This is a genomic window from Persicobacter psychrovividus (assembly GCF_036492425.1).
Taxonomy (GTDB): domain Bacteria; phylum Bacteroidota; class Bacteroidia; order Cytophagales; family Cyclobacteriaceae; genus Persicobacter; species Persicobacter psychrovividus.
In genome coordinates this window covers 478,978-497,935 of sequence record NZ_AP025292.1, presented here as the reverse complement: position 1 = coordinate 497,935, position 18,958 = coordinate 478,978, and the positions used below count along the sequence as shown (strand labels likewise).

Genomic DNA, 18,958 nt, shown 5'->3' with positions numbered 1-18,958 from the left:
TTATTTCTTCAATAGATTATTCATTCCGAATCCGCGACGGCTACCCGAAAGCTTGTTCATCGTTTTCATCATCTTGCGCATCTCATTGAATTGCTTCAATAATTTGTTGACATCCTGAACAGTGGTTCCTGAACCATTCGCAATACGACGACGACGGCTACCGTCCAACAATTCTGGGTTTTCGCGCTCTTCCAATGTCATCGACAAAATGATTGCTTCGATAGGTTTGAAAGCATTGTCGTCAATGTCAATGTCTTTCATCATTTTACCAACACCTGGCAACATCCCTACCAAATCTTTCAGATTACCCATCTTCTTGATTTGATTCAACTGCGACAAGAAGTCATCGAAGTTAAACTGGTTTTTACGGATCTTCTGGTTGATACGCTTAGCCTCGTCCTCATCAAAGGCCTCTTGCGCACGCTCTACCAATGAAACCACATCACCCATACCCAACACACGCTGCGCCATACGCTCAGGATAGAAAACATCCAAAGCTTCCATTTTCTCTCCGTAGGAGATAAATTTGATCGGCTTCTCTACCACTTTACGAATAGAGATTGCGGCACCACCACGGGTATCACCATCCAATTTGGTCAGCACTACCCCATTGAAATCAAGGCGGTCGTTGAAAGTCTTGGCTGTATTTACAGCATCCTGACCCGTCATCGAATCTACAACAAACAATGTTTCCGAAGGCTGAATAGCTTCTTTAACATCGGCAATCTCGGCCATCATTTGCTCATCAACAGCCAAACGACCCGCCGTATCGACGATCACCACCTTTTTATTTTGCTGCTTTGCGGCCGCAATAGCGTTTTTAGCGATCTCTACCGCATTTTTATTTTCAGGCTCTGCATAAACTTCTACACCTACCTGCTCTCCCAATACTTTCAGCTGGTCGATTGCCGCAGGGCGGTAGATATCACAGGCAGCCATCATCACACTCTTGCCTTCTTTCTTAAGGCGAGCGGCTAATTTACCTGTAAAAGTTGTTTTACCTGAACCTTGAAGACCCGCAATCAAAATTACCGCAGGGTTTCCCTCGATCACGATATTTTCTTGCGTTCCCCCCATCAATGAAGTCAACTCATCCTGAGTGATCTTCACCAACATTTGACCAGGTGAAACAGAGATCAGGATATCCTGACCCAATGACTTATTTTTAATTTCATCCGTTACCTCTTTGGCAACTTTGAAGTTAACATCGGCATCAATCAATGCACGACGGATTTCCTTCACTGTCGTGGCAACGTTGATTTCTGTGATGCTACCCTGACCTTTAAGGTTCTTAAAGGCCTTATCTAATTTCGTACTTAAATTATCGAACATGGCATTCCTTCAGTTTCCGCAAAAATAGAAAAATATTATCGCTTTTTTATTGAACGATAGGGGTTTTGCATTCTTTTTAGGAACGCGACGACCCAATAAACAGGTGATAAACATTAATTATGGCGATAAAGCCATTCACAATCGCTACTGGCCAGGCAGAAATCAGTATTCCATAGATCACAAAAAAGGAGGCACCGATAAAGTTGAAGAACCTTAAAGAGCGCACATTTTTGAAAGTAAATGAAATGGCAACAAAAGCCATAGCCAGGTAACCTATTATTTCTGTGTAGTTTAAACTCATGAGGTAGCTATTGAACTGATCTTTTCCTTATGAAAATACCTATACAACTCATAGGCATTAAGACACAAGATAAACATATTCAGTCCAACGATAGGCCAAGCATGGATTAAAATACCATAAATAATAAATATCACTGCTGCAAAAATATTGACTTTCCGCAGGCTTACCAAATTTCGGAATGTAAAAGAAAAGGCCGCCAGCCCCATTGCGAAATATCCCATCACTTCTACCCAATTACTCATAACCTCATTTTTATTACAGAAACCATCTTCGGTGGGTTACATTCAAATATGAGTCCAAAACAAAAGTTGGAATTGAAGCAATAAAAATAAATTTACATTTCGCTTAAAAAACACCGATAAACCGTAAATTTGCGCTCATACAATATCATATTACCATTATGGAATTAAAAAACGACCTTATCCTTCGCGCTGCAAGAGGAGAGCAGACAGAAAGAACACCCGTATGGCTTATGCGTCAGGCTGGGCGAATTCTTCCTGAGTACCGCGCAGTACGCAGCAGTGTGAGTGGATTTATTGAGTTGGCGCAAACCCCTGAATTGGCTGCTGAAGTCACTATTCAGCCTGTTGACCTGTTGGGAGTGGATGCTGCCATTATTTTTTCGGACATCCTGGTCGTTCCTGAAGCAATGGGTTTACCCTATGAAATGGTGGAAAAAAAGGGCCCATGGTTCCCAAATACGATTGATTCAGCCGCTGATTTAAAGAAAATCAGACCTGCGGATGTGGCTTCCGATTTGGGCTATGTGCTTGAGGCCATCAAGATCACCAAAAAAGAACTTAATGGCCGCGTGCCATTGATTGGCTTTGCGGGTGCACCATGGACAATCTTCTGTTATATGATTGAAGGGCAAGGATCAAAAACCTTCTCTAAAGCCCGCCGATTCCTTTATACGGAACCTGCTTTGGCGCATCAATTATTACAGATGATTACCGACACGACGATCACCTACCTGAAAGCTCAGATTGAGGCAGGTGCGGATATGGTACAGGTTTTTGACTCTTGGGCAGGAATCTTACCTGACGATCATTATGAAATCTTTGCACTCTCTTACATCAGACAAATCTGTGAGGCTATTGAAGATGTACCCGTAACGGTATTTGCCAAAGGTGCTTATGGCAGCCTTGAATCGATGGGGAATTTACCTTGCCGCACCATTGGACTGGACTGGAACATGGATATCAAAAATGCCCGTTCCATTATTGGTGCAGAAAAAACTTTGCAGGGAAATCTTGACCCAGCGGTCTTGTATGCCGATTTTAAAACCATTGAAGAAAAAACCAAAGCCATGCTCGATACCTTTGGTGGCGAAAAACATATCGCTAACCTGGGCCATGGTGTTTATCCAGATATTAAGCCTGACAAGGTAAAATGCTTTATTGAAACGGTGAAAAGCTACAGCCCTTCGCTACGGTAAAAAAAAATAATTTTTTTTACGATTTGGCGGGTTACCTTGCATTGAGTATCTGCATATACTAATGCATAAGCAATTTAAGTAGCACAAAATTTATACACCTGTTTTTGATTGGGCCTTAACACCACGTTAAGGCCCATTTATCTTTTTTAGGGGTTTTCTGTTTTTCGGCTCCCTTACTTACCTCAGCTTTAAGTCAGCTTAAAGGCAATTTTAGCCTTATTCCGTTCAATAGCTTACCCCTCAAATTTCAAGTACCAGCCGAAATATTTTCTACTGATCTCCTCCTTATTGCATTCAATAAAATTCAAATAAGCCTGTGCCGCAGGAGCAAACCGCTTCCCTTTGAGCCAAACCAACTGCCAGGTCGTGGTGATGGGCAGGCCTGGCATCGGTAGAATATGCAGTTCCCCACTTTCCAATTCATGCTTCGTCCCGATCAGTGGAATAATTGACCGCCCCAAACCAGCGATCACAGCCTGTTTCACGGCCTCATTACTCGTCAGCTCCAAAGGCTTACGATCCTTTTGCCTCCCCACAAAATCGTCCATCCCCTGCCTTGTTGCTGAACCTTTTTCCCGATAGATCAGGGGATAATCCTCCTGAACGTCCTTCACATTACTCATCATGTACAGCTTATTCTCGAGCAGGTCGATATGTTCGAGGTCCATTTTTTCTGGCAACACAGAAACCAACGCAAAATCTACCTCATTTTTTTTCAGCGCATCCACGTCCATCATTTTATTGGTAACATCCAGCGAAAGGTCAATACCTGTATGTTCTTTCAAAAAATCCGTCAGATAATAAGGTAATACATACTTTCCTGTAGAAACCACTGAAATTTTCAGACGTCCAGAAAGTCCGCCAGCATATGCTTTTGTTTTGTACTTCAGCATTTCTGACTGTTGCTGAATACCTTCTGCCAGTTCGGCAATTTCCCGTCCAAAGTCGGTAATGTAGAGCTTCCTGCCTACCACTTCGGTCAGGGGCTGATCAAACTGTTGCTGAAAGTTTTTTAGCTGAATAGAAAGCGCGGGCTGAGTCATGAACATTTGCTCAGCAGCCTTGGTTATACTTTGTTGCTTTACCACCTCTAAAAACACCTGTAATTGATGCAGTGTGTAGTTCATAAAATTATCTTATGATTATGATAAAATCAATATATAAAAATATATGCAATGATTTTCTTTCCTTTGCATAGTAATTAAACTAAAACCGAAAATGAATTCTGAAACATCAAACCAAAGCAAAGTCAGCTTCGAAAAAACACACACCATCGAACTGATTGACAATGACTTTACCACCGAGGAGGCCAATGAGTTACTTACTCATCTGCTTCGGTCAAAGATCAAATTTTTGAAACACCAGCGCTTCTCTTCCTATGAACGATTTGGTATTCATTCCGAGCACACCAATCAACGTATCACCGCCCTTGAGCATGAGCTCGAAAGGCTTCACGCCTTGCTGCGGTCCGTCAAAAACAAAGATCAGGTACTGAGCTTAAACTGCGAAGTACAAATCAAATTCCCTTAATCAAATCACATTGGAGGGGAATTCCCCTCCTCCTTTCTTCTGCAAAACACCTTCAATCTTTCGAATAATGGATCTTCAACTAATTATTGAAAACCTGACCAATCCAGCATTGCTGTTCTTTGCCCTGGGAATATTATCCGTTCAATTAAAAAGCGACCTGCAAATCCCCGAAAGTAGCTCCAAGTTCATATCGCTTTACCTGTTGTTTTCCATCGGCTTTAAAGGTGGGCAAGAGCTCTCCCATGCCGCTTTTACCTCTGAAATGTTTTTCATGATCTTATTCGGGGTCAGTACCGCAATTTTGGTCCCGATCTACTCCTTCTTTATTCTCAAACGGAAGCTTGGGGTGGAAAATGCGGGTGCCATTGCAGCGGCCTATGGCTCCATAAGTGCGGTAACCTTCATCACCTGTATCGCTTTCCTTGAGTTGCAATCCATTCAGTTTGGTGGGTATATGATCGCCACTATGGCCCTGATGGAAGCACCAGCCATTATTGTAGGTGTATTTCTGATCAATCTGTTTCAGAAAAACAAAAAAGTCGACTACCGCTCTGTGTTCAAGCATGCACTAACCAACGGGTCGGTAGTCATGATTTTGGGAAGTCTGGTGATCGGCTATTTCGCCTCTGCAGAACAGGCAGCAGGCATTGCTCCCTTCACCACTGATCTCTTTAAGGGCTTTCTGGCCATCTTCCTGCTGGATATGGGGATCGTCAGTGGCCGTAAGCTTTCCGCATTTTATAAAAACGGCTCCTTCACGATGCTTTTCGCCCTGTTGTTACCGCTGTTTAATGGCGTGGTGGTGGCCATCCTCAGCGGATTCTTTTCCGAGAGCGTAGGCGACCGACTGCTACTGTCGATTCTTGCGGCAAGTGCCTCTTATATAGCGGTGCCCGCGGCCATGAAAATCGCCGTGCCACGCGCCAATCCTGGTCTTTACATCCCGATGGCCCTTGCGGTTACCTTCCCCATAAATATTACGATTGGCATGCCGATCTATATTCAGATTGTGCAGTGGTTCTAAACCTTCGAAAGCTTGACCTGCATTCATCTGTGGGCTGTAAAAGAAGCGTGTCCAAACACATTCGGCAGCAGAACCATCCCCTTTTAAATGCACCAATGGCACTACATAAAATGACGGTGGACTAAACTTTCAGGCACCGATCCTCAACTACCAAAAATTCATCTAAAAAAAAGGGCTTGCCGAAAATCAGCAAGCCCTTTTTTAATGTTTAATGGATGGATCAGCCACCAAAACGTGCGTAATGGTGCTTCAGAATAGTATCATATTGCTGTGCAAGTTCATCGTCGTTTTCATGTTTCAGGGTAGTGATAAACTCCCCAAGCATCATCATCGACATCTGAACATCCCTTGTCAGGCGTTCATTATGATCTTCATTATACTGCAAAGTAGCAATAGCACGATCTGCAACGGTCTTCAGCACTTCCAGACCTTTATCTGTTTCGCCTGTGGCAAACAAGAATCTGACCGTCTGAATTACGGTGTAGTCATATGGTACAGCCGCATCAGGAATGCGCTCCAATGTGGCATTGATCACATTTTTAGCTTTGTCAATATCACCTTCTTTCAGCAAGGCATAAACCAGGCTATTGATGTTTGAACGGGTGTTCATAACAAAATTGCGATAGTTCTCATCATAGTACACATTTGGATCATTCAGCCCACGGTACGCAAACTTGTTCATCACATTGTCATACATCTTTTCTGTATCTACCAAATACTCGCCGCGGTTCCCTGCATTCGGGTTGCGCACAGGCAACAGGCGGTAAACATTCCCTTCCTGCACCACATAAGGCGAAAGGTCGATACCGATTGAAGAAAGCGAGGTGTTATTGAAATAGATCGGACGTTTCCAGTTGTTGTTCGTGATCAGGTCAATGAGCATCAATGTGTTTTTCTCCAAACCATTGTTCTTGATGTTCCACACCAACTGGTTGGTTACATACTTTTTCAGCTGGTCAGGCACCAAATTGCTGTTCAGTACAGCGGCAGTGTCCACATCAAAATACATTTGCTTCGATGGCACAATACTCATCTTTCCACCTGAACGGGTAGGCAGTTGCAACTGACTCGATCCTCTTTTCAGTAATGAGATATATTGCTTGGCATCGATCGCACCTTTCAGTCCTGGCAACTCCTGATACATGGCATAGTCATTCGGCCCACCTTGTTTATAGTCTTGCTCTTCAAAAGTGAAAGGCAATGGTTTGGAATCGTATGCCTGACGCGTCATCTGATCGATATACCAGTCAGTATTAAAATAGCTCAGTACAATTACACGGACGTCCGTTCGGAAATTCTCCACTTCCTGCACATACCACAATGGAAAGGTATCATTATCTCCTCCTGTAAACAGAATTGCATTTGGCGCTAAGCCTGCAAGGAAGTTGCGCGCTGAATCTACTGAAAAATAACGGCCTGAACGGTCGTGATCGTCCCAGTTTTGCTGAAGCATAATGACAGGTGCTGCCATACTGACCAAAATCGCAACGATTGCAGCCTGTGTAGCATCAATTTTACTGCTCAGCAATTCCGTAAGTCCCAATACACCGATCCCACACCACATGGCAAAAATGTAAAACGATCCCACATAGATATAGTCACGCTCACGAGGTTCGATCGGTGGAGAGTTCAGGAATAATACCAGGGCAGCCCCCAGTGCAAGAAACAGGATACTCAGGATCAGGAATGATTTTTTATCCTTGTTAAAGTTAAAGAATACCCCCAACAAACCGAGAATAAGTGGCAACATGAAATACACATTATGCCCTTTGTTATTTTCAAGTGATGGCGGTAATTTCTGGAAAGCATCGGTAATGCCTACCCAATTAGCTCCCTGAACATCACTTTCCCTTCCTGAGAAGTTCCACATGAAGTAACGCATGAACATCGTCCCGACCTGGTGGGTAAAGAAGAATTTGAGGTTATCGCCAAATTTCGGCTCTTCACCTGGCCGTAAGCCCAACTGCTCCTGATAGGCCTGTACGTGTCGTGGAGAATTACTCCAGATACGTGGGAAAATCGTCTGACGCTTATCGTCGAATTTGTATTCCATTTTATGGTCTACAATTTCATACTTATCTTTTCCTTTGGTATAAATAGGCGCACCTGTTTCCGTTCCTGTGATTTGCGCATCGTAATACTGCCCATAAAATAATGGACGCGTACCGTACTGTTCACGCTTCAGGTAGGATACAAAGGAGACAATATTATCAGGGTTGTTCTCATCAATCGGAGGGTTGTAGCCTGAACGAATCGGTACAATCAGGAACGATGAATAACCAATCAGAATAAAGGATAAACTCAGTAATATGGTACTGAAGGCCACCATCTGACGTTTTTGGGTCAGGTAGATGCCATAAGTCAGCGCACCGATAAAGGCAAAACAGAAAATCAGAATTCCTGAGCCAAAAGGCATGCCTACAGAATTGACAAAGAAGAGCTCAAAGTCCCCTGCCCAAGTCGGCAAACCAGGAATAACGATACCATTGATGACCAACAAAATCACAGAACTTATCGCCAAGGTACCAATAACACCTTTGGCTGTTGGTTGCTTATAATGCTTGTAATAGTAAATCAAGCCCAGCCCAGGGATGGTCAGCAGGTTCAAAAGGTGAACACCGATAGAAAGCCCCATCACATAGGCAATCATAATCAGCCAACGCATTGAATCACTTTCACCTTCAATAAACTCCCATTTGAACATCATCCAGACCACCAAAGCGGTAAACATCGACGACATGGCATAAACCTCCGCCTCAACAGCAGAGAACCAGAAAGAATCAGAAAAAGCATAGATCAAGGCTCCTACAGCCGCAGCACCCATAATCATGATGGTCTGCTGTTTGGTTGCGAGCTCTCTTTTGATTCGCATAATCTTCAGCCCGAGCATGGTCAATGTCCAATACAGGAACAAGATGGTAAATCCAGAAGCCAGTACGGAGGATATATTGATCCAGTAAGCAATTTTCAGTGGGTTGCCCATCGACAAGAATGAGAACATTCTGTTGATCAGCATAAAAAATGGTGCCCCTGGAGGGTGCGATACTTCAAGCTTATAAGATGTGGCGATAAACTCTCCACAATCCCAGAAGCTGGCTGTCGGTTCGACAGTCATCCAATATACTACGACGGCAATCGCAAAGATTATCCACCCTGTATAATTGTTAATCTTTTTGTAATTAAACATTTAATGTAAGGTTATCTTGATAACAAGAATTATTTGCATGCTATTTTTCAGCCTTGAAAATAGGAAGACTACATCAAAAAATGCGGTTGTTGATGTTAAATTTTGCAAAAGGGAGAACAAAAGATCTCAAATCGCCCTCAAATTGGCTTCAAGCTGAAATAACGCAGGCTACTATTATCTGTTTCTAATAATCAATTGACTAAATCTCATGATTTTCGAGCCATAATTTCCCGCGAATAAATAACCCTCCCCCTAAAAAACAGGTTAAAGAAACTGTACCCATAATCGTTTGACATTATACCTATTCAATGATTGACCTATGAAACAACTGAAACCGCTCTTCCTGCTGTCCTTAATCTTGCTCGCTTTCGCCTGTAATGATGACAATGATGCCATCCCTTCGATTCAAGGCGACTGGACATTGAATAAAATTAAAGGAACAGGCATGGCACCTGGTTTTCCGCTCGCCATTCCTGTGGAACTTGATGAAGATACCCTGAATGCTTTGATTGGAAATGAAATGGCACGAACTGTAGAGTTACGCGAGGATCAGAAAATATACCGTAAAGATATTCAGATCGCCGTTGGCTCCTGGTCGCAGGACAACGCCAATTTCACTTTTAAAATTGACTCCCTCTCCAGCAAAGAATATAATGGCGAAGCCAATACCAGCCAATTAAAACTGTTCGTTACCGACCTGGATATTGAGGGTAACAAATTTACTGGCGATGTTTATTTCAGAAAATAACGCCCCAATCACTTTAGTGCGAGTAACGGCACAGAAATGATTGCAGCACAAATATCAAACATCTTTAATTCCCCCAAAATTAAGCCCTCTCTGGAGGGCTTTTTTTGTTTTTATGTCCACCTGCTCCCAGCAAAATAATTTTTAGCACCACTTTTGCCCTGTACCTAAACTGATTCATCTGAATCTCAAGGACAAACACCTGAAATTTATTGAATTACATCAGTTGCAATTGTAGGATTATTAAGATATTCCTTCTATATTTGCACTCCTTTTGAATCGGAATGGGTCACAACCGCCTTAGACCCTTCTGAGACTCAAGGTTTCGAAACCTCGTACCTTAGCACGTACAAATTGGCTTTCCAAGCTGATTATAAAGGGTTTCACCCCGTGATTTTGTCCCGAAGGACGATGCTGGAGCTTCCAAACTGGTGTCCGATTCTTGGGTGAATGAGTGGGTTCTAAGATTATTTATTAATTATTTAAATTCAGCTAAAGTGGATACTTTAAGTTACAAAACACTATCAGCGAACAAGGCGACTGTTGAAAAAGAGTGGGTTGTTGTTGACGCTACCGATATGGTATTGGGTCGTTTGGCTTCTGACGTTGCCAAAGTGATTCGTGGAAAACACAAACCATCTTTCACTCCTCACGTGGATTGCGGAGATAACGTAATTGTTATCAATGCTGACAAAGTTCGTATGACAGGTAAAAAATGGACTGACAAACAATACGTTCGTCATACTGGATACCCAGGTGGCCAACGCGTTCAGACTCCATTAGAGGTTAAAAACAAGAAGTCTTCGACGATTTTGGTAGAGCGTGCTGTTCGCGGTATGTTGCCAAAGAACCGTCTTGGACGTCAGCTTTTTCACAATTTATTTGTCTTCGAAGGTGCTGAGCACAACCACGAAGCACAACAACCTAAAGTAATTAAATTCTAAGAAATGGAAGTTGTAAACACATTAGGAAGAAGAAAGACTTCAGTCGCAAGAATTTACGTGAAATCTGGTAGCGGTGCTATCACAGTTAACAAGCGTCCGTTGGAAACTTATTTCCCAACTGAGATCTTGCAATTGATCGTAAAACAACCATTGGTAATCTCTGAAGCTGATGGTACTTTAGACATCAACGTGAATGTTTACGGTGGTGGTATCAAAGGACAAGCGGAAGCAGTTCGTTTGGCTATCTCTCGTGCACTTTGCGAAATGGACGCTGAAAACCGTCCTGCATTGAAAAAAGAAGGATTCCTTACTCGTGACCCTCGTATGGTTGAGCGTAAGAAATATGGTAAGCGTAAAGCTCGTCGTTCTTTCCAATTCTCAAAACGTTAATATTTGGCTTCGGCTTTATTATACGTTTTTTAAAAAATTTAATTTTCTATATAAGATTTAGTAATGGCTATTCAACTAACTTATAAAGACTTACTTGATGCTGGTGTTCACTTCGGACACTTAACGAGAAAGTGGGATCCTAAAATGGCTCCGTATATCTTCATGGAGCGTAATGGCATCCATATTATTGATTTGAACAAAACCTTGGTTGCTCTCGACGAAGCATCTAATGCACTTCAAGGCATCGTTCGCTCTGGTCGTAAAGTGATGTTTGTTGCTACTAAAAAGCAAGCTAAGGACATCATCGCTGAAGAAGCAGCACGCCTTAAAATGCCTTTCGTAACTGAGCGTTGGTTAGGTGGTATGTTGACAAACTTCGCGACTATCCGTAAGTCATTGAAAAAAATGTCTTCGATCGACAAGTTGATGAAGTCTGAAGAGTACATGAACTTGGCGAAGCGTGAGCGTTTGATGGTATCTCGTGAGAAAGACAAGTTGCAACGTGTATTGGGCGGTATCGCTGACCTTACTCGTTTACCTGCAGCTTTGTTCATCATTGATATCAAGCGTGAGCACATCGCAGTTAAAGAAGCACACAAATTGAATATTCCTGTATTCGGTTTGGTGGATACTAACTCCGATCCTTCTTCTATCGATTTCGCTATCCCTGGTAACGATGATGCTTTCAAATCTATCTCTATCATTGCTAAGGCAATCGGTTCAGCTATCGAAGATGGTTTGAACGAGCGTCGTAAAGACAAAGAAGAGAACGATCGCAAGAAAGAGGAAGAGGCTAAAAAAGCCGCTGACACTGAGAATGCTGAGGAAAAATAATCTTAGGATTTTATAAAAATATATGAACACCCCCCTGCCTTCGAGTGAGTGGAGGTGTTCATTTTTTTTATTTGAAAAGTAATTGAAGATCTATTGATTTTCACCTACTTTCGTATTGAATTTCTTATTGATCACTAAAAAATATTAACATGGCTATTTCAGCAAAACAAGTTAATGAGCTGAGAAAAGCAACTGGTGCGGGCATGATGGATTGCAAAAAAGCATTGGTTGAAACTGACGGCGATTTCGATAAAGCAATCGAAGTACTTCGTAAAAAAGGTCAGAAGGTTTCTGCGAAACGTGCTGACAACGAAACTTCTGAAGGTTCTGTATTCGCGAAAGCAAATGCTGACAACACTGAGATCGTTACATTGAGCTTGGTTTGTGAAACTGACTTCGTAGCAATCAACGAAGGTTTCCAAGCATTGGGTGCTTCAATTTTGGATGCGGCTGCTGCAGCTAAACCAGCATCTGTTGAAGGAATCATGGAATTGTCTTTGGGCGAGATGACTGTCGCTGAAAAAATTACTGAGACTATCGGTAAATTCGGTGAGAAGATCGTAATCAAAAACTACGAAGTGATCACTGGTGAGAAAGTTGTTGCTTATATCCACTCAAACAAGAAATTGGGCGTAGTAGTATCTTTGGCTAACGTAGGTGATGCTGATTACGAAACTGCTGGTAAAGATGTAGGTATGCAAGTAGCTGCAATGAACCCAATCGCATTGAGTGCTGATGACGTAAGCGAAGAAGTGAAGGCTAAAGAATTGGAAATCGGTCGTGAGATCGCATTGAAAGAAGGTAAGCCAGAAGCAATCGTTGACAAAATCGCTAACGGTAAATTGAACAAGTTCTTCAAAGACAACACTTTGTTGGCACAGGATTTCGTAAAAGACAGCTCTATGTCTGTTGACAAATACTTGAACAGCTTGAACAAAGGAATGACTGTAGCAGCGTTCAAACGCTTCACTGTAGGATAATTTCCTTTTCAGAAAATATAAGGAAGGCAGTACTCTTTTAGGGTACTGCTTTTTTTTGTTCATACCGTGTGGGATTGATTGAAAACTGCTAAATTCACCGCAAAAAGAGACTAACTATGGATTGCAGACTATTGGTGAAAAAGCGTGACCTGATCAGGACTGACGGTACCGCAGTGGGGGTGTATGTCCCACACACAGCATTTATGCGTCCTGAAAATGCAGGACTTTACCTTGGGGTAAGAATGAAAGAAGGGTATGGAATGGTTTTTTTCCCTGTTAAAGAAGCTACGCTCGATTATTTACTGGCGGGAAAAATTACGATCCGAGATATTTATCAGCACCACGATGCCCTGAGTTATCAGATTCGGAAAAGTGCCAACAAGGCCATCTCGGTTATCCGTGATGAAGTGGAAGGAAATACCCTGTTTTGGGGAGATTATTTCACAGACCTGGACACCTCGCTATTGGTTTACCGCAACTAAGGAATAGATATTTATACCTAAAACCCCTTTAGGTTTAGAAAAACACACTATTAGTTAAGATTATCCAACTTATAAGGGTGGTGGCATCAGTTTTGCCATTATTCAGGAAACTTAATTACAGATAATGAAAAAAGCACTCTACTTATTGACATTCATGAGCATCTTTGCATTCACAGCAAACGCTCAAAATCAAAAACATCACACTGCACAAGGTGCGGGACCAATGCCACAGGGATCAAAACAGATCAACCTTGGATTAGGATTTTCTAATTATGGAATGCCTATTTATGGTGGAATGGATTTTGGTGTTGGAAGTGATATCACTATAGGCTTTGAGCTTGGATATCAACAACATACTGAACACTATTGGAAGCACAGAGCATTCTCTGCAGCAGCTATCGGAAATTACCACTTCAACCGCATTCTCAATATTCCTAACAACTGGGATTTCTATGCTGGTTTGAGTATTGGATACATTTCATGGTCACATAGCTGGGATCACGATGGTCACCATAATGAATGGGATGGAGATGACTACAACTCAGGATTGGGATTAGGCCTTCAGGTAGGTGGCCGTTATTATTTCAATAACAACTGGGGAATTAACTTAGAATTTAACGGTGGAAACCGCATTTCAGGTGGACGTGTAGGAGTTTCTTATAAATTCTAATAACGTACATTACCATACAGCAGGGCTGTCTTCATCTTGAGGACAGCCTTTCTTTTTGCCTTCATTTTTGGGGAGTAGCCTCCACGTTCAGTGTTTGAGCACAAATATCGATTAAGCAGTTTTGAATTACACAAATACCGTTTTAACTTGCTCGATATCGACTTTTACAAACTCAACAGATACTTATCAATTATGAAAAAATCACTCTACCTATTGGTCTTCATGAGCATTTTGGCTTTCTCTGCCAACGCACAAATCAAAGGCTTACCTCAGGGTGGCGGCCCATTGCCTAATGGCGCCAAGCAAGTAAATGCAGGCTTTGGATTTTCAAACAACGGACTTCCTGTATATGGTGGAATGGACTTTGGCGTAGGCAGTGATATCACCGTAGGTTTTGATATTGGCTACCGTAGCTACAACAGAACGCATAAGGGATTGGGATACCGAACAACCGTATTCTCCATGGCTGCCATTGCCAATTACCACTTTAACCGCATTCTTGAAATTCCGAACAACTGGGATGTGTACGCAGGTTTGAATGTAGGCTACTCAAATGTATCCAATAGATGGAATGGCTCAGGCGACCCTACTTATGACTGGAGTGAAAATTCTGGTTTAGGCTTGGGGCTGCAAGTGGGAGCACGTTATTATTTCAACCAAAACTGGGCGATTAATCTGGAGCTTAATGGAGGTAACCGTTTGTCTGGAGGACGCATCGGTGTTTCTTACCGCTTATAATTCAAAATAACTTTGTAAAAGAGGCTGTCATATTCAACATGACAGCCTCTTTTTTTTAATACCCATATTTATCCTTCCACCAATATTTCAACCACTCCCGAAGGTGACTTTCTTTCTGGTTGTCTCCTGGCTCATAAAACTTATGCCCTTCAAGTGCCTTGGGCATATATTCCTGGGGAGCAAAGTTCCCAGGATTGTCATGACTGTAATTGTACCCCTTGCCATAGCCCTGTTGCTTCATGAATTTGGTCGGGGCATTCCGCAAGTGCAGCGGAACGGGCAAATCGCCAGTCGCCTCTATCGTTCGTAATGCCTGATTAATCGCATTATAGCTCGCATTACTTTTGGGGCTTGTCGCCAGGTAGGTTGCACATTGCGAAAGGATAATCCTCGACTCAGGGTACCCGATCGTCTGTACTGCCTGAAATGCATTATTGGCAATCACCAAAGCGGTGGGATTGGCCATACCGATATCCTCTGAAGCCGAAATCAGTAATCGGCGGGCAATAAATTTCACATCCTCCCCACCCTGAATCATTCGTGCCATCCAGTACACCGCTGCATTGGGGTCAGAACCACGTATGGATTTGATCATCGCTGAGGCCAAATCATAATGCTGATCTGCATTTTTATCATAAACGGCCATTCGCTGTTGCGCCACCGACTTCACAATGGCATTATCAATACTTCCTTCAGCACCCAGCGAATCAGCTACAATTTCAAGCAAGTTCAGTAACTTTCGGGCATCTCCTCCTGAAACCTGAAACAGGGCTTCATATTCTTTAATTTCGAGCTTCTTTTTGCTCAACACCTCATCTTCAGACAATGCCCTCGCCAAAAGATTTTTAAGATCCTCCTCTGTCAGCGACTTTAAGGTATATACCTGACAACGAGAAAGCAAAGCGCCATTCACCTCAAAGGAAGGATTCTCCGTGGTCGCTCCAATCAAAGTAATGATTCCACGCTCAACAGCCCCCAACAGGGCATCCTGCTGCCCTTTATTAAAGCGATGAATTTCATCAATAAACAATAAGGTTTTGGCCTGCCGCCTGGCACGTTCAATCACCTCCCGAACATCTTTTACTCCAGAACTGATCGCACTCAGGGTAGCAAAAGGCATTTTCACCGTTTCCGCCATAATCTGCGCAAGGGTGGTTTTCCCGACACCTGGAGGCCCCCATAAAATCAGGGAGGGAATCATGCCTGTATTCAGCGCACTTCTGAGAATTCCCGCCGAACCGACAAGGTGCTGCTGCCCGACCATCTCATCAATGGATGTCGGGCGGAGCCTTTCGGCCAGTGGCCGCTGTTGGTTATTTCCTATCATTATTTTTTCGTTTTCTACTTCCCGATCAAATATCCCAGCCAGACCTTTCCTCCTTCTTATGATATTCGTCAATAATCTGCTGACTGATCTCCTGGTACATTTCTGCCCACTCCTGCTGCTCATCCATCAGTTCAAGGTGCGCATCGAGGGTTTTAATGTCCTTCCGCACAGCAGGGCCTGTTTGTGCCGCTTTAGGGCCAATCTCCAGTGTTTTGTTAATTGTTTCAGCAATCAGGGGGTGCATCAGTTCAAAGGACAGGTTTTGCTGTTCCATGATCTGTGCCGACCTTAGCATCATAAAGTTGGTAAAATTACAGGCAAAAACCGCTGAAAGGTGAATATGCTTTCGCTGTTTGGAGTCCACTTCTTTCACGGTATGGCTAATGGTTTCTGCCAGTCTTACCAGCCGTGCTGTCGCCCATTTTTCTGATGTTTCAATTAAAAAAGGCACTTCTTCAATATCGATTTCCTTCCCCTTTGTAAAGGTCTGCAAAGGGTAGAACACTCCATGTGCATCGGCAGCAGCATACTCCAGTTCATTCATGGGCATTGCACCCGAAGTGTGGGCCAGTACGGTACCATCAGGAAGGATGATATCTTTGGCAATTTCAGCAATGGCCTGATCGCTGACACATACCAGAATGACATCCAGATCGGCGGAAGAAAAGTCAAGATCATGGTGCCACTCCGCATTGAACAACCGATCGAGCATTTGTTTTCCACGCTTTTTGTCCCGACCATAAAGGGCCGTGATGTGATGGCCGGCGTTTTCAAGTGCGGGCCCGAGGTGCCACGCCACATTACCAGTACCAATTAGCGCTATATTATAAAACTTTTTCATAACGTTTTGTTATATTTATACATAATCTTGAAATTTCCTCTGTCAAGATCAAGCAAAGCACATTTTTTGAACCCAAATTTGCACGCAATAAAATCACGCAATCATTTTACAAAAATAATATAGATGGACAATAAGTTGCACAAAAAGCCGTCACTTATACAAGCACTCTTGCCTGTAATGTTACTGATCGGGATGCTTTCGGCCAATGTGGCGATCTTTAGCGACAATGCTACCTACGGACCGAACCAAATCGCCCTTATTCTTGCTGCTGCACTTGCTGGGCTTGTAGGCATGAAACTCAATTATACCTGGGAACAGATGGAGGACGGGATTGTCCTGAGTATCAAATCCGCCTTACCTGCCATTCTGATCCTCCTACTGATCGGATCCCTTTCGGGAACCTGGCTGCTCAGTGGTGTTGTGCCCTCGTTGATTTACTACGGACTTGGCATCCTGACCCCAAAGATTTTCCTTTTTGCCACCGTGATCATCTGTGCAATTGCTTCTGTTGCCATTGGCAGTTCCTGGACCACCATCGCCACCATCGGTATTGCCCTTCTGGGGATTGGTACCGCCCTTGGCTTTGACAAACCCATGATCGCTGGCGCCATTATTTCAGGTGCTTATTTTGGAGATAAAGTATCGCCGATGTCGGACACCACCAACCTGGCCCCTGCCATGGCTGGTACCGACCTGTTTACGCATATCCGAAGCATGATGTACACCACCATCCCGTCGATCGTCATTACACTGATCATCTTTTTGGTCATGGGATTTCAGCATTCTTCGGTCGCTAACCCAGATAATATCGAAGGGATCCGCCAGAGTATTTTAGCCACTTTTGATGTTACCCCATGGTTGTTTCTGGTTCCATTGGCAGTATTGGTGCTGGTACTGAAAAAAGTTCCTGCAATTCCTGCATTATTGATCGGAACATTGCTTGGCGCATTGTTTGCCTTAATTTTTCAACCTAATTTGCTGCATGAAGTGGCGGGTAAAGACAAAAGCTTTTGGGCGGCAAGTTATGCAGCGCTAAGCCGTTCAATGTTTACCGAGATTTCTATTCATACCAATAACATACAGGTGAATGAATTGCTGACCTCAAAAGGGATGTCAGGGATGCTGAACACGATTTGGCTGATCATGTGTGCGATGATTTTTGGTGGGATTATGGAGTCTACAGGTTTACTGCAACGTATTACGCAGGCGGTTATCGGCAAGGTCAACTCTATTGGTGGACTCATTGCCTCAACCTCTGTTTCGTGTATTTTCTTCAATACCACCGCTTCAGACCAATATTTATCAATTGTAGTGCCTGGCAGGATGTTTGCAGACGTATATCGCAAACGTGGCATCCGACCTGAGGTATTGTCGAGAACGCTGGAAGATTCAGGGACTGTTACTTCGGTACTGATACCATGGAATACCTGCGGTGCTTACCAAGCCTCGGTGTTGTCAGTTGCTACTTTTGCTTATTTACCTTACTGCTTCTTTAATATCCTCAGCCCGATTGTTACGATCATCTTTGGCTATTTATTCGTTAAAGCTGATTTGCCCAAGTCGGAAATCGAGGAGGTACCGGCAGCAGTAGATTAAGTATGATTTTATGTATCAAAAAGAAATCAGTAAAGAGGAGGTCAACGAATTACCATTGACAAAATACGAGGGAGAGATTGAACTGATCACCGATTCGGAATCTTTGGATGAAGCCCTGAAAGAAATCGAGGAGTACTCGGTGATAGGCTTCGACACAGAGACCAAACCTACTTTCCGCAGAGGCGCCAAAAACCATATCGCCCTGATTCAGATTGCCACCGAAGAAAAAGTCTATTTGATTCGGGTTCAGGAAACAGGCGTTACCCCTGCATTGGAGGATCTGCTGAGCAATCCTGACATTCACAAAATTGGTATTGCCCTTACGGATGATATCAGAGGGATGAAAGAGATTGCTGACATTTTGCCTCAGGGTTACATTGACCTGGCTACTGAAGTGAAAGCCATGGGATGGAAAGTTACGGGAGCAAGAAACCTCTCCGCCATATTTTTGAAAATTCGAATTTCCAAGAATCAGCAAACTTCCAATTGGGAGAAATCCGAGTACAGCCCACAGCAGATCGACTATGCCGCTACGGATGCATGGATCTGCCTGGAGATTTACAAAAAGATACAGGAGTATCAAGCATTAATGGCCTGAG

Annotated in this window: 20 protein-coding genes; 13 read left to right on the top strand and 7 right to left on the bottom strand. The window is 43.2% G+C overall.

Translation table 11 applies throughout. From position 1 onward, the window contains the following. The 3 genes from ffh to AABK40_RS02155 all read right to left on the bottom strand — a co-directional run bounded on the left by ffh (position 1) and on the right by AABK40_RS02155 (position 1,875). Positions 1–1,332: a signal recognition particle protein gene (gene ffh / locus AABK40_RS02165; protein ID WP_332919643.1), complete on the bottom strand. Its 1,332-nt coding sequence runs from the start codon at positions 1,330–1,332 to the stop codon at positions 1–3. A 76-nt stretch (positions 1,333–1,408) separates the two neighbouring features. Next, positions 1,409–1,633 (bottom strand): hypothetical protein, encoded by a 225-nt coding sequence (locus AABK40_RS02160; protein ID WP_338397523.1) that lies wholly within the window; start codon positions 1,631–1,633, stop codon positions 1,409–1,411. Further along, positions 1,630–1,875: a hypothetical protein gene (locus tag AABK40_RS02155; protein ID WP_338397522.1), complete on the bottom strand. Its 246-nt coding sequence runs from the start codon at positions 1,873–1,875 to the stop codon at positions 1,630–1,632. Before AABK40_RS02155 ends, AABK40_RS02160 begins: the two co-directional genes overlap by 4 nt. Positions 1,876–2,033: 158 nt before the next feature. On the opposite strand from AABK40_RS02155, the gene hemE reads away from it, so the two are divergent. Beyond that, positions 2,034–3,071: a uroporphyrinogen decarboxylase gene (gene hemE, locus AABK40_RS02150; RefSeq protein ID WP_332919646.1), complete on the top strand. Its 1,038-nt coding sequence runs from the start codon at positions 2,034–2,036 to the stop codon at positions 3,069–3,071. A 233-nt stretch (positions 3,072–3,304) separates the two neighbouring features. On the opposite strand, the gene AABK40_RS02145 is transcribed toward hemE, so the two are convergent. Further along, positions 3,305–4,198 carry a LysR family transcriptional regulator gene (locus tag AABK40_RS02145; protein WP_338397521.1) on the bottom strand — a complete coding sequence of 298 codons (894 nt, stop codon included), beginning with the start codon at positions 4,196–4,198 and terminating at the stop codon, positions 3,305–3,307. Between the two features lie 91 nt (positions 4,199–4,289). On the opposite strand from AABK40_RS02145, the gene AABK40_RS02140 reads away from it, so the two are divergent. Together AABK40_RS02140 and AABK40_RS02135 are read left to right on the top strand one after the other, a co-directional pair. Continuing rightward, entirely contained in the window at positions 4,290–4,601 is a 312-nt protein-coding gene (locus AABK40_RS02140) for a hypothetical protein (protein WP_338397520.1), read from the top strand. 67 nt (positions 4,602–4,668) lie between these two features. After that, positions 4,669–5,625: a sodium-dependent bicarbonate transport family permease gene (locus tag AABK40_RS02135; protein ID WP_332919649.1), complete on the top strand. Its 957-nt coding sequence runs from the start codon at positions 4,669–4,671 to the stop codon at positions 5,623–5,625. Positions 5,626–5,845: 220 nt separating this feature from the next. Here the strand turns inward: AABK40_RS02135 and AABK40_RS02130 are convergent, their stop codons facing one another. Further along, the gene (locus AABK40_RS02130) at positions 5,846–8,812 is read right to left on the bottom strand and encodes a glycosyltransferase family 117 protein (RefSeq protein ID WP_338397519.1); all 2,967 of its coding nucleotides are present in this window, start codon (positions 8,810–8,812) and stop codon (positions 5,846–5,848) included. A gap of 319 nt (positions 8,813–9,131) precedes the next feature. Between AABK40_RS02130 and AABK40_RS02125 the strand changes: the two genes are divergently transcribed. The 8 genes from AABK40_RS02125 (at position 9,132) to AABK40_RS02090 (ending at position 14,595) form a co-directional block, all read left to right on the top strand. Then, positions 9,132–9,560, top strand: coding sequence for a hypothetical protein (locus AABK40_RS02125; RefSeq protein ID WP_332919651.1), 429 nt, complete (start codon positions 9,132–9,134; stop codon positions 9,558–9,560). Positions 9,561–10,054: 494 nt separating this feature from the next. Then, positions 10,055–10,501, top strand: coding sequence for a 50S ribosomal protein L13 (gene rplM, locus AABK40_RS02120; RefSeq protein WP_332919885.1), 447 nt, complete (start codon positions 10,055–10,057; stop codon positions 10,499–10,501). A gap of 3 nt (positions 10,502–10,504) precedes the next feature. Beyond that, complete coding sequence (rpsI, locus tag AABK40_RS02115; RefSeq protein WP_332919652.1) at positions 10,505–10,891, top strand: 30S ribosomal protein S9; 387 nt, start codon at positions 10,505–10,507, stop codon at positions 10,889–10,891. A gap of 63 nt (positions 10,892–10,954) precedes the next feature. Then, positions 10,955–11,725 (top strand): 30S ribosomal protein S2, encoded by a 771-nt coding sequence (rpsB, locus tag AABK40_RS02110; protein ID WP_332919653.1) that lies wholly within the window; start codon positions 10,955–10,957, stop codon positions 11,723–11,725. A 149-nt stretch (positions 11,726–11,874) separates the two neighbouring features. Continuing rightward, positions 11,875–12,705 carry a translation elongation factor Ts gene (gene tsf / locus AABK40_RS02105; RefSeq protein ID WP_332919654.1) on the top strand — a complete coding sequence of 277 codons (831 nt, stop codon included), beginning with the start codon at positions 11,875–11,877 and terminating at the stop codon, positions 12,703–12,705. Between the two features lie 116 nt (positions 12,706–12,821). Beyond that, positions 12,822–13,187 carry a hypothetical protein gene (locus tag AABK40_RS02100; RefSeq protein WP_332919655.1) on the top strand — a complete coding sequence of 122 codons (366 nt, stop codon included), beginning with the start codon at positions 12,822–12,824 and terminating at the stop codon, positions 13,185–13,187. A 124-nt stretch (positions 13,188–13,311) separates the two neighbouring features. Continuing rightward, positions 13,312–13,857 (top strand): hypothetical protein, encoded by a 546-nt coding sequence (locus AABK40_RS02095; RefSeq protein ID WP_338397518.1) that lies wholly within the window; start codon positions 13,312–13,314, stop codon positions 13,855–13,857. Positions 13,858–14,049: 192 nt separating this feature from the next. Beyond that, positions 14,050–14,595 (top strand): outer membrane beta-barrel protein, encoded by a 546-nt coding sequence (locus AABK40_RS02090; RefSeq protein ID WP_332919657.1) that lies wholly within the window; start codon positions 14,050–14,052, stop codon positions 14,593–14,595. A gap of 55 nt (positions 14,596–14,650) precedes the next feature. Here the strand turns inward: AABK40_RS02090 and AABK40_RS02085 are convergent, their stop codons facing one another. Both AABK40_RS02085 and AABK40_RS02080 read right to left on the bottom strand, forming a co-directional pair. Beyond that, the gene (locus tag AABK40_RS02085) at positions 14,651–15,922 is read right to left on the bottom strand and encodes a replication-associated recombination protein A (RefSeq protein WP_332919658.1); all 1,272 of its coding nucleotides are present in this window, start codon (positions 15,920–15,922) and stop codon (positions 14,651–14,653) included. Between the two features lie 25 nt (positions 15,923–15,947). Then, a complete protein-coding gene (locus AABK40_RS02080) occupies positions 15,948–16,763 on the bottom strand; it encodes a Rossmann-like and DUF2520 domain-containing protein (RefSeq protein WP_338397517.1) in 816 nt (271 codons plus the stop codon). A 123-nt stretch (positions 16,764–16,886) separates the two neighbouring features. Between AABK40_RS02080 and nhaC the strand changes: the two genes are divergently transcribed. Together nhaC and AABK40_RS02070 are read left to right on the top strand one after the other, a co-directional pair. After that, positions 16,887–18,359, top strand: coding sequence for a Na+/H+ antiporter NhaC (gene nhaC, locus AABK40_RS02075; protein ID WP_338397516.1), 1,473 nt, complete (start codon positions 16,887–16,889; stop codon positions 18,357–18,359). 10 nt (positions 18,360–18,369) lie between these two features. After that, entirely contained in the window at positions 18,370–18,957 is a 588-nt protein-coding gene (locus AABK40_RS02070; RefSeq protein WP_332919661.1) for a 3'-5' exonuclease, read from the top strand. Position 18,958: the final 1 nt, after the last annotated feature.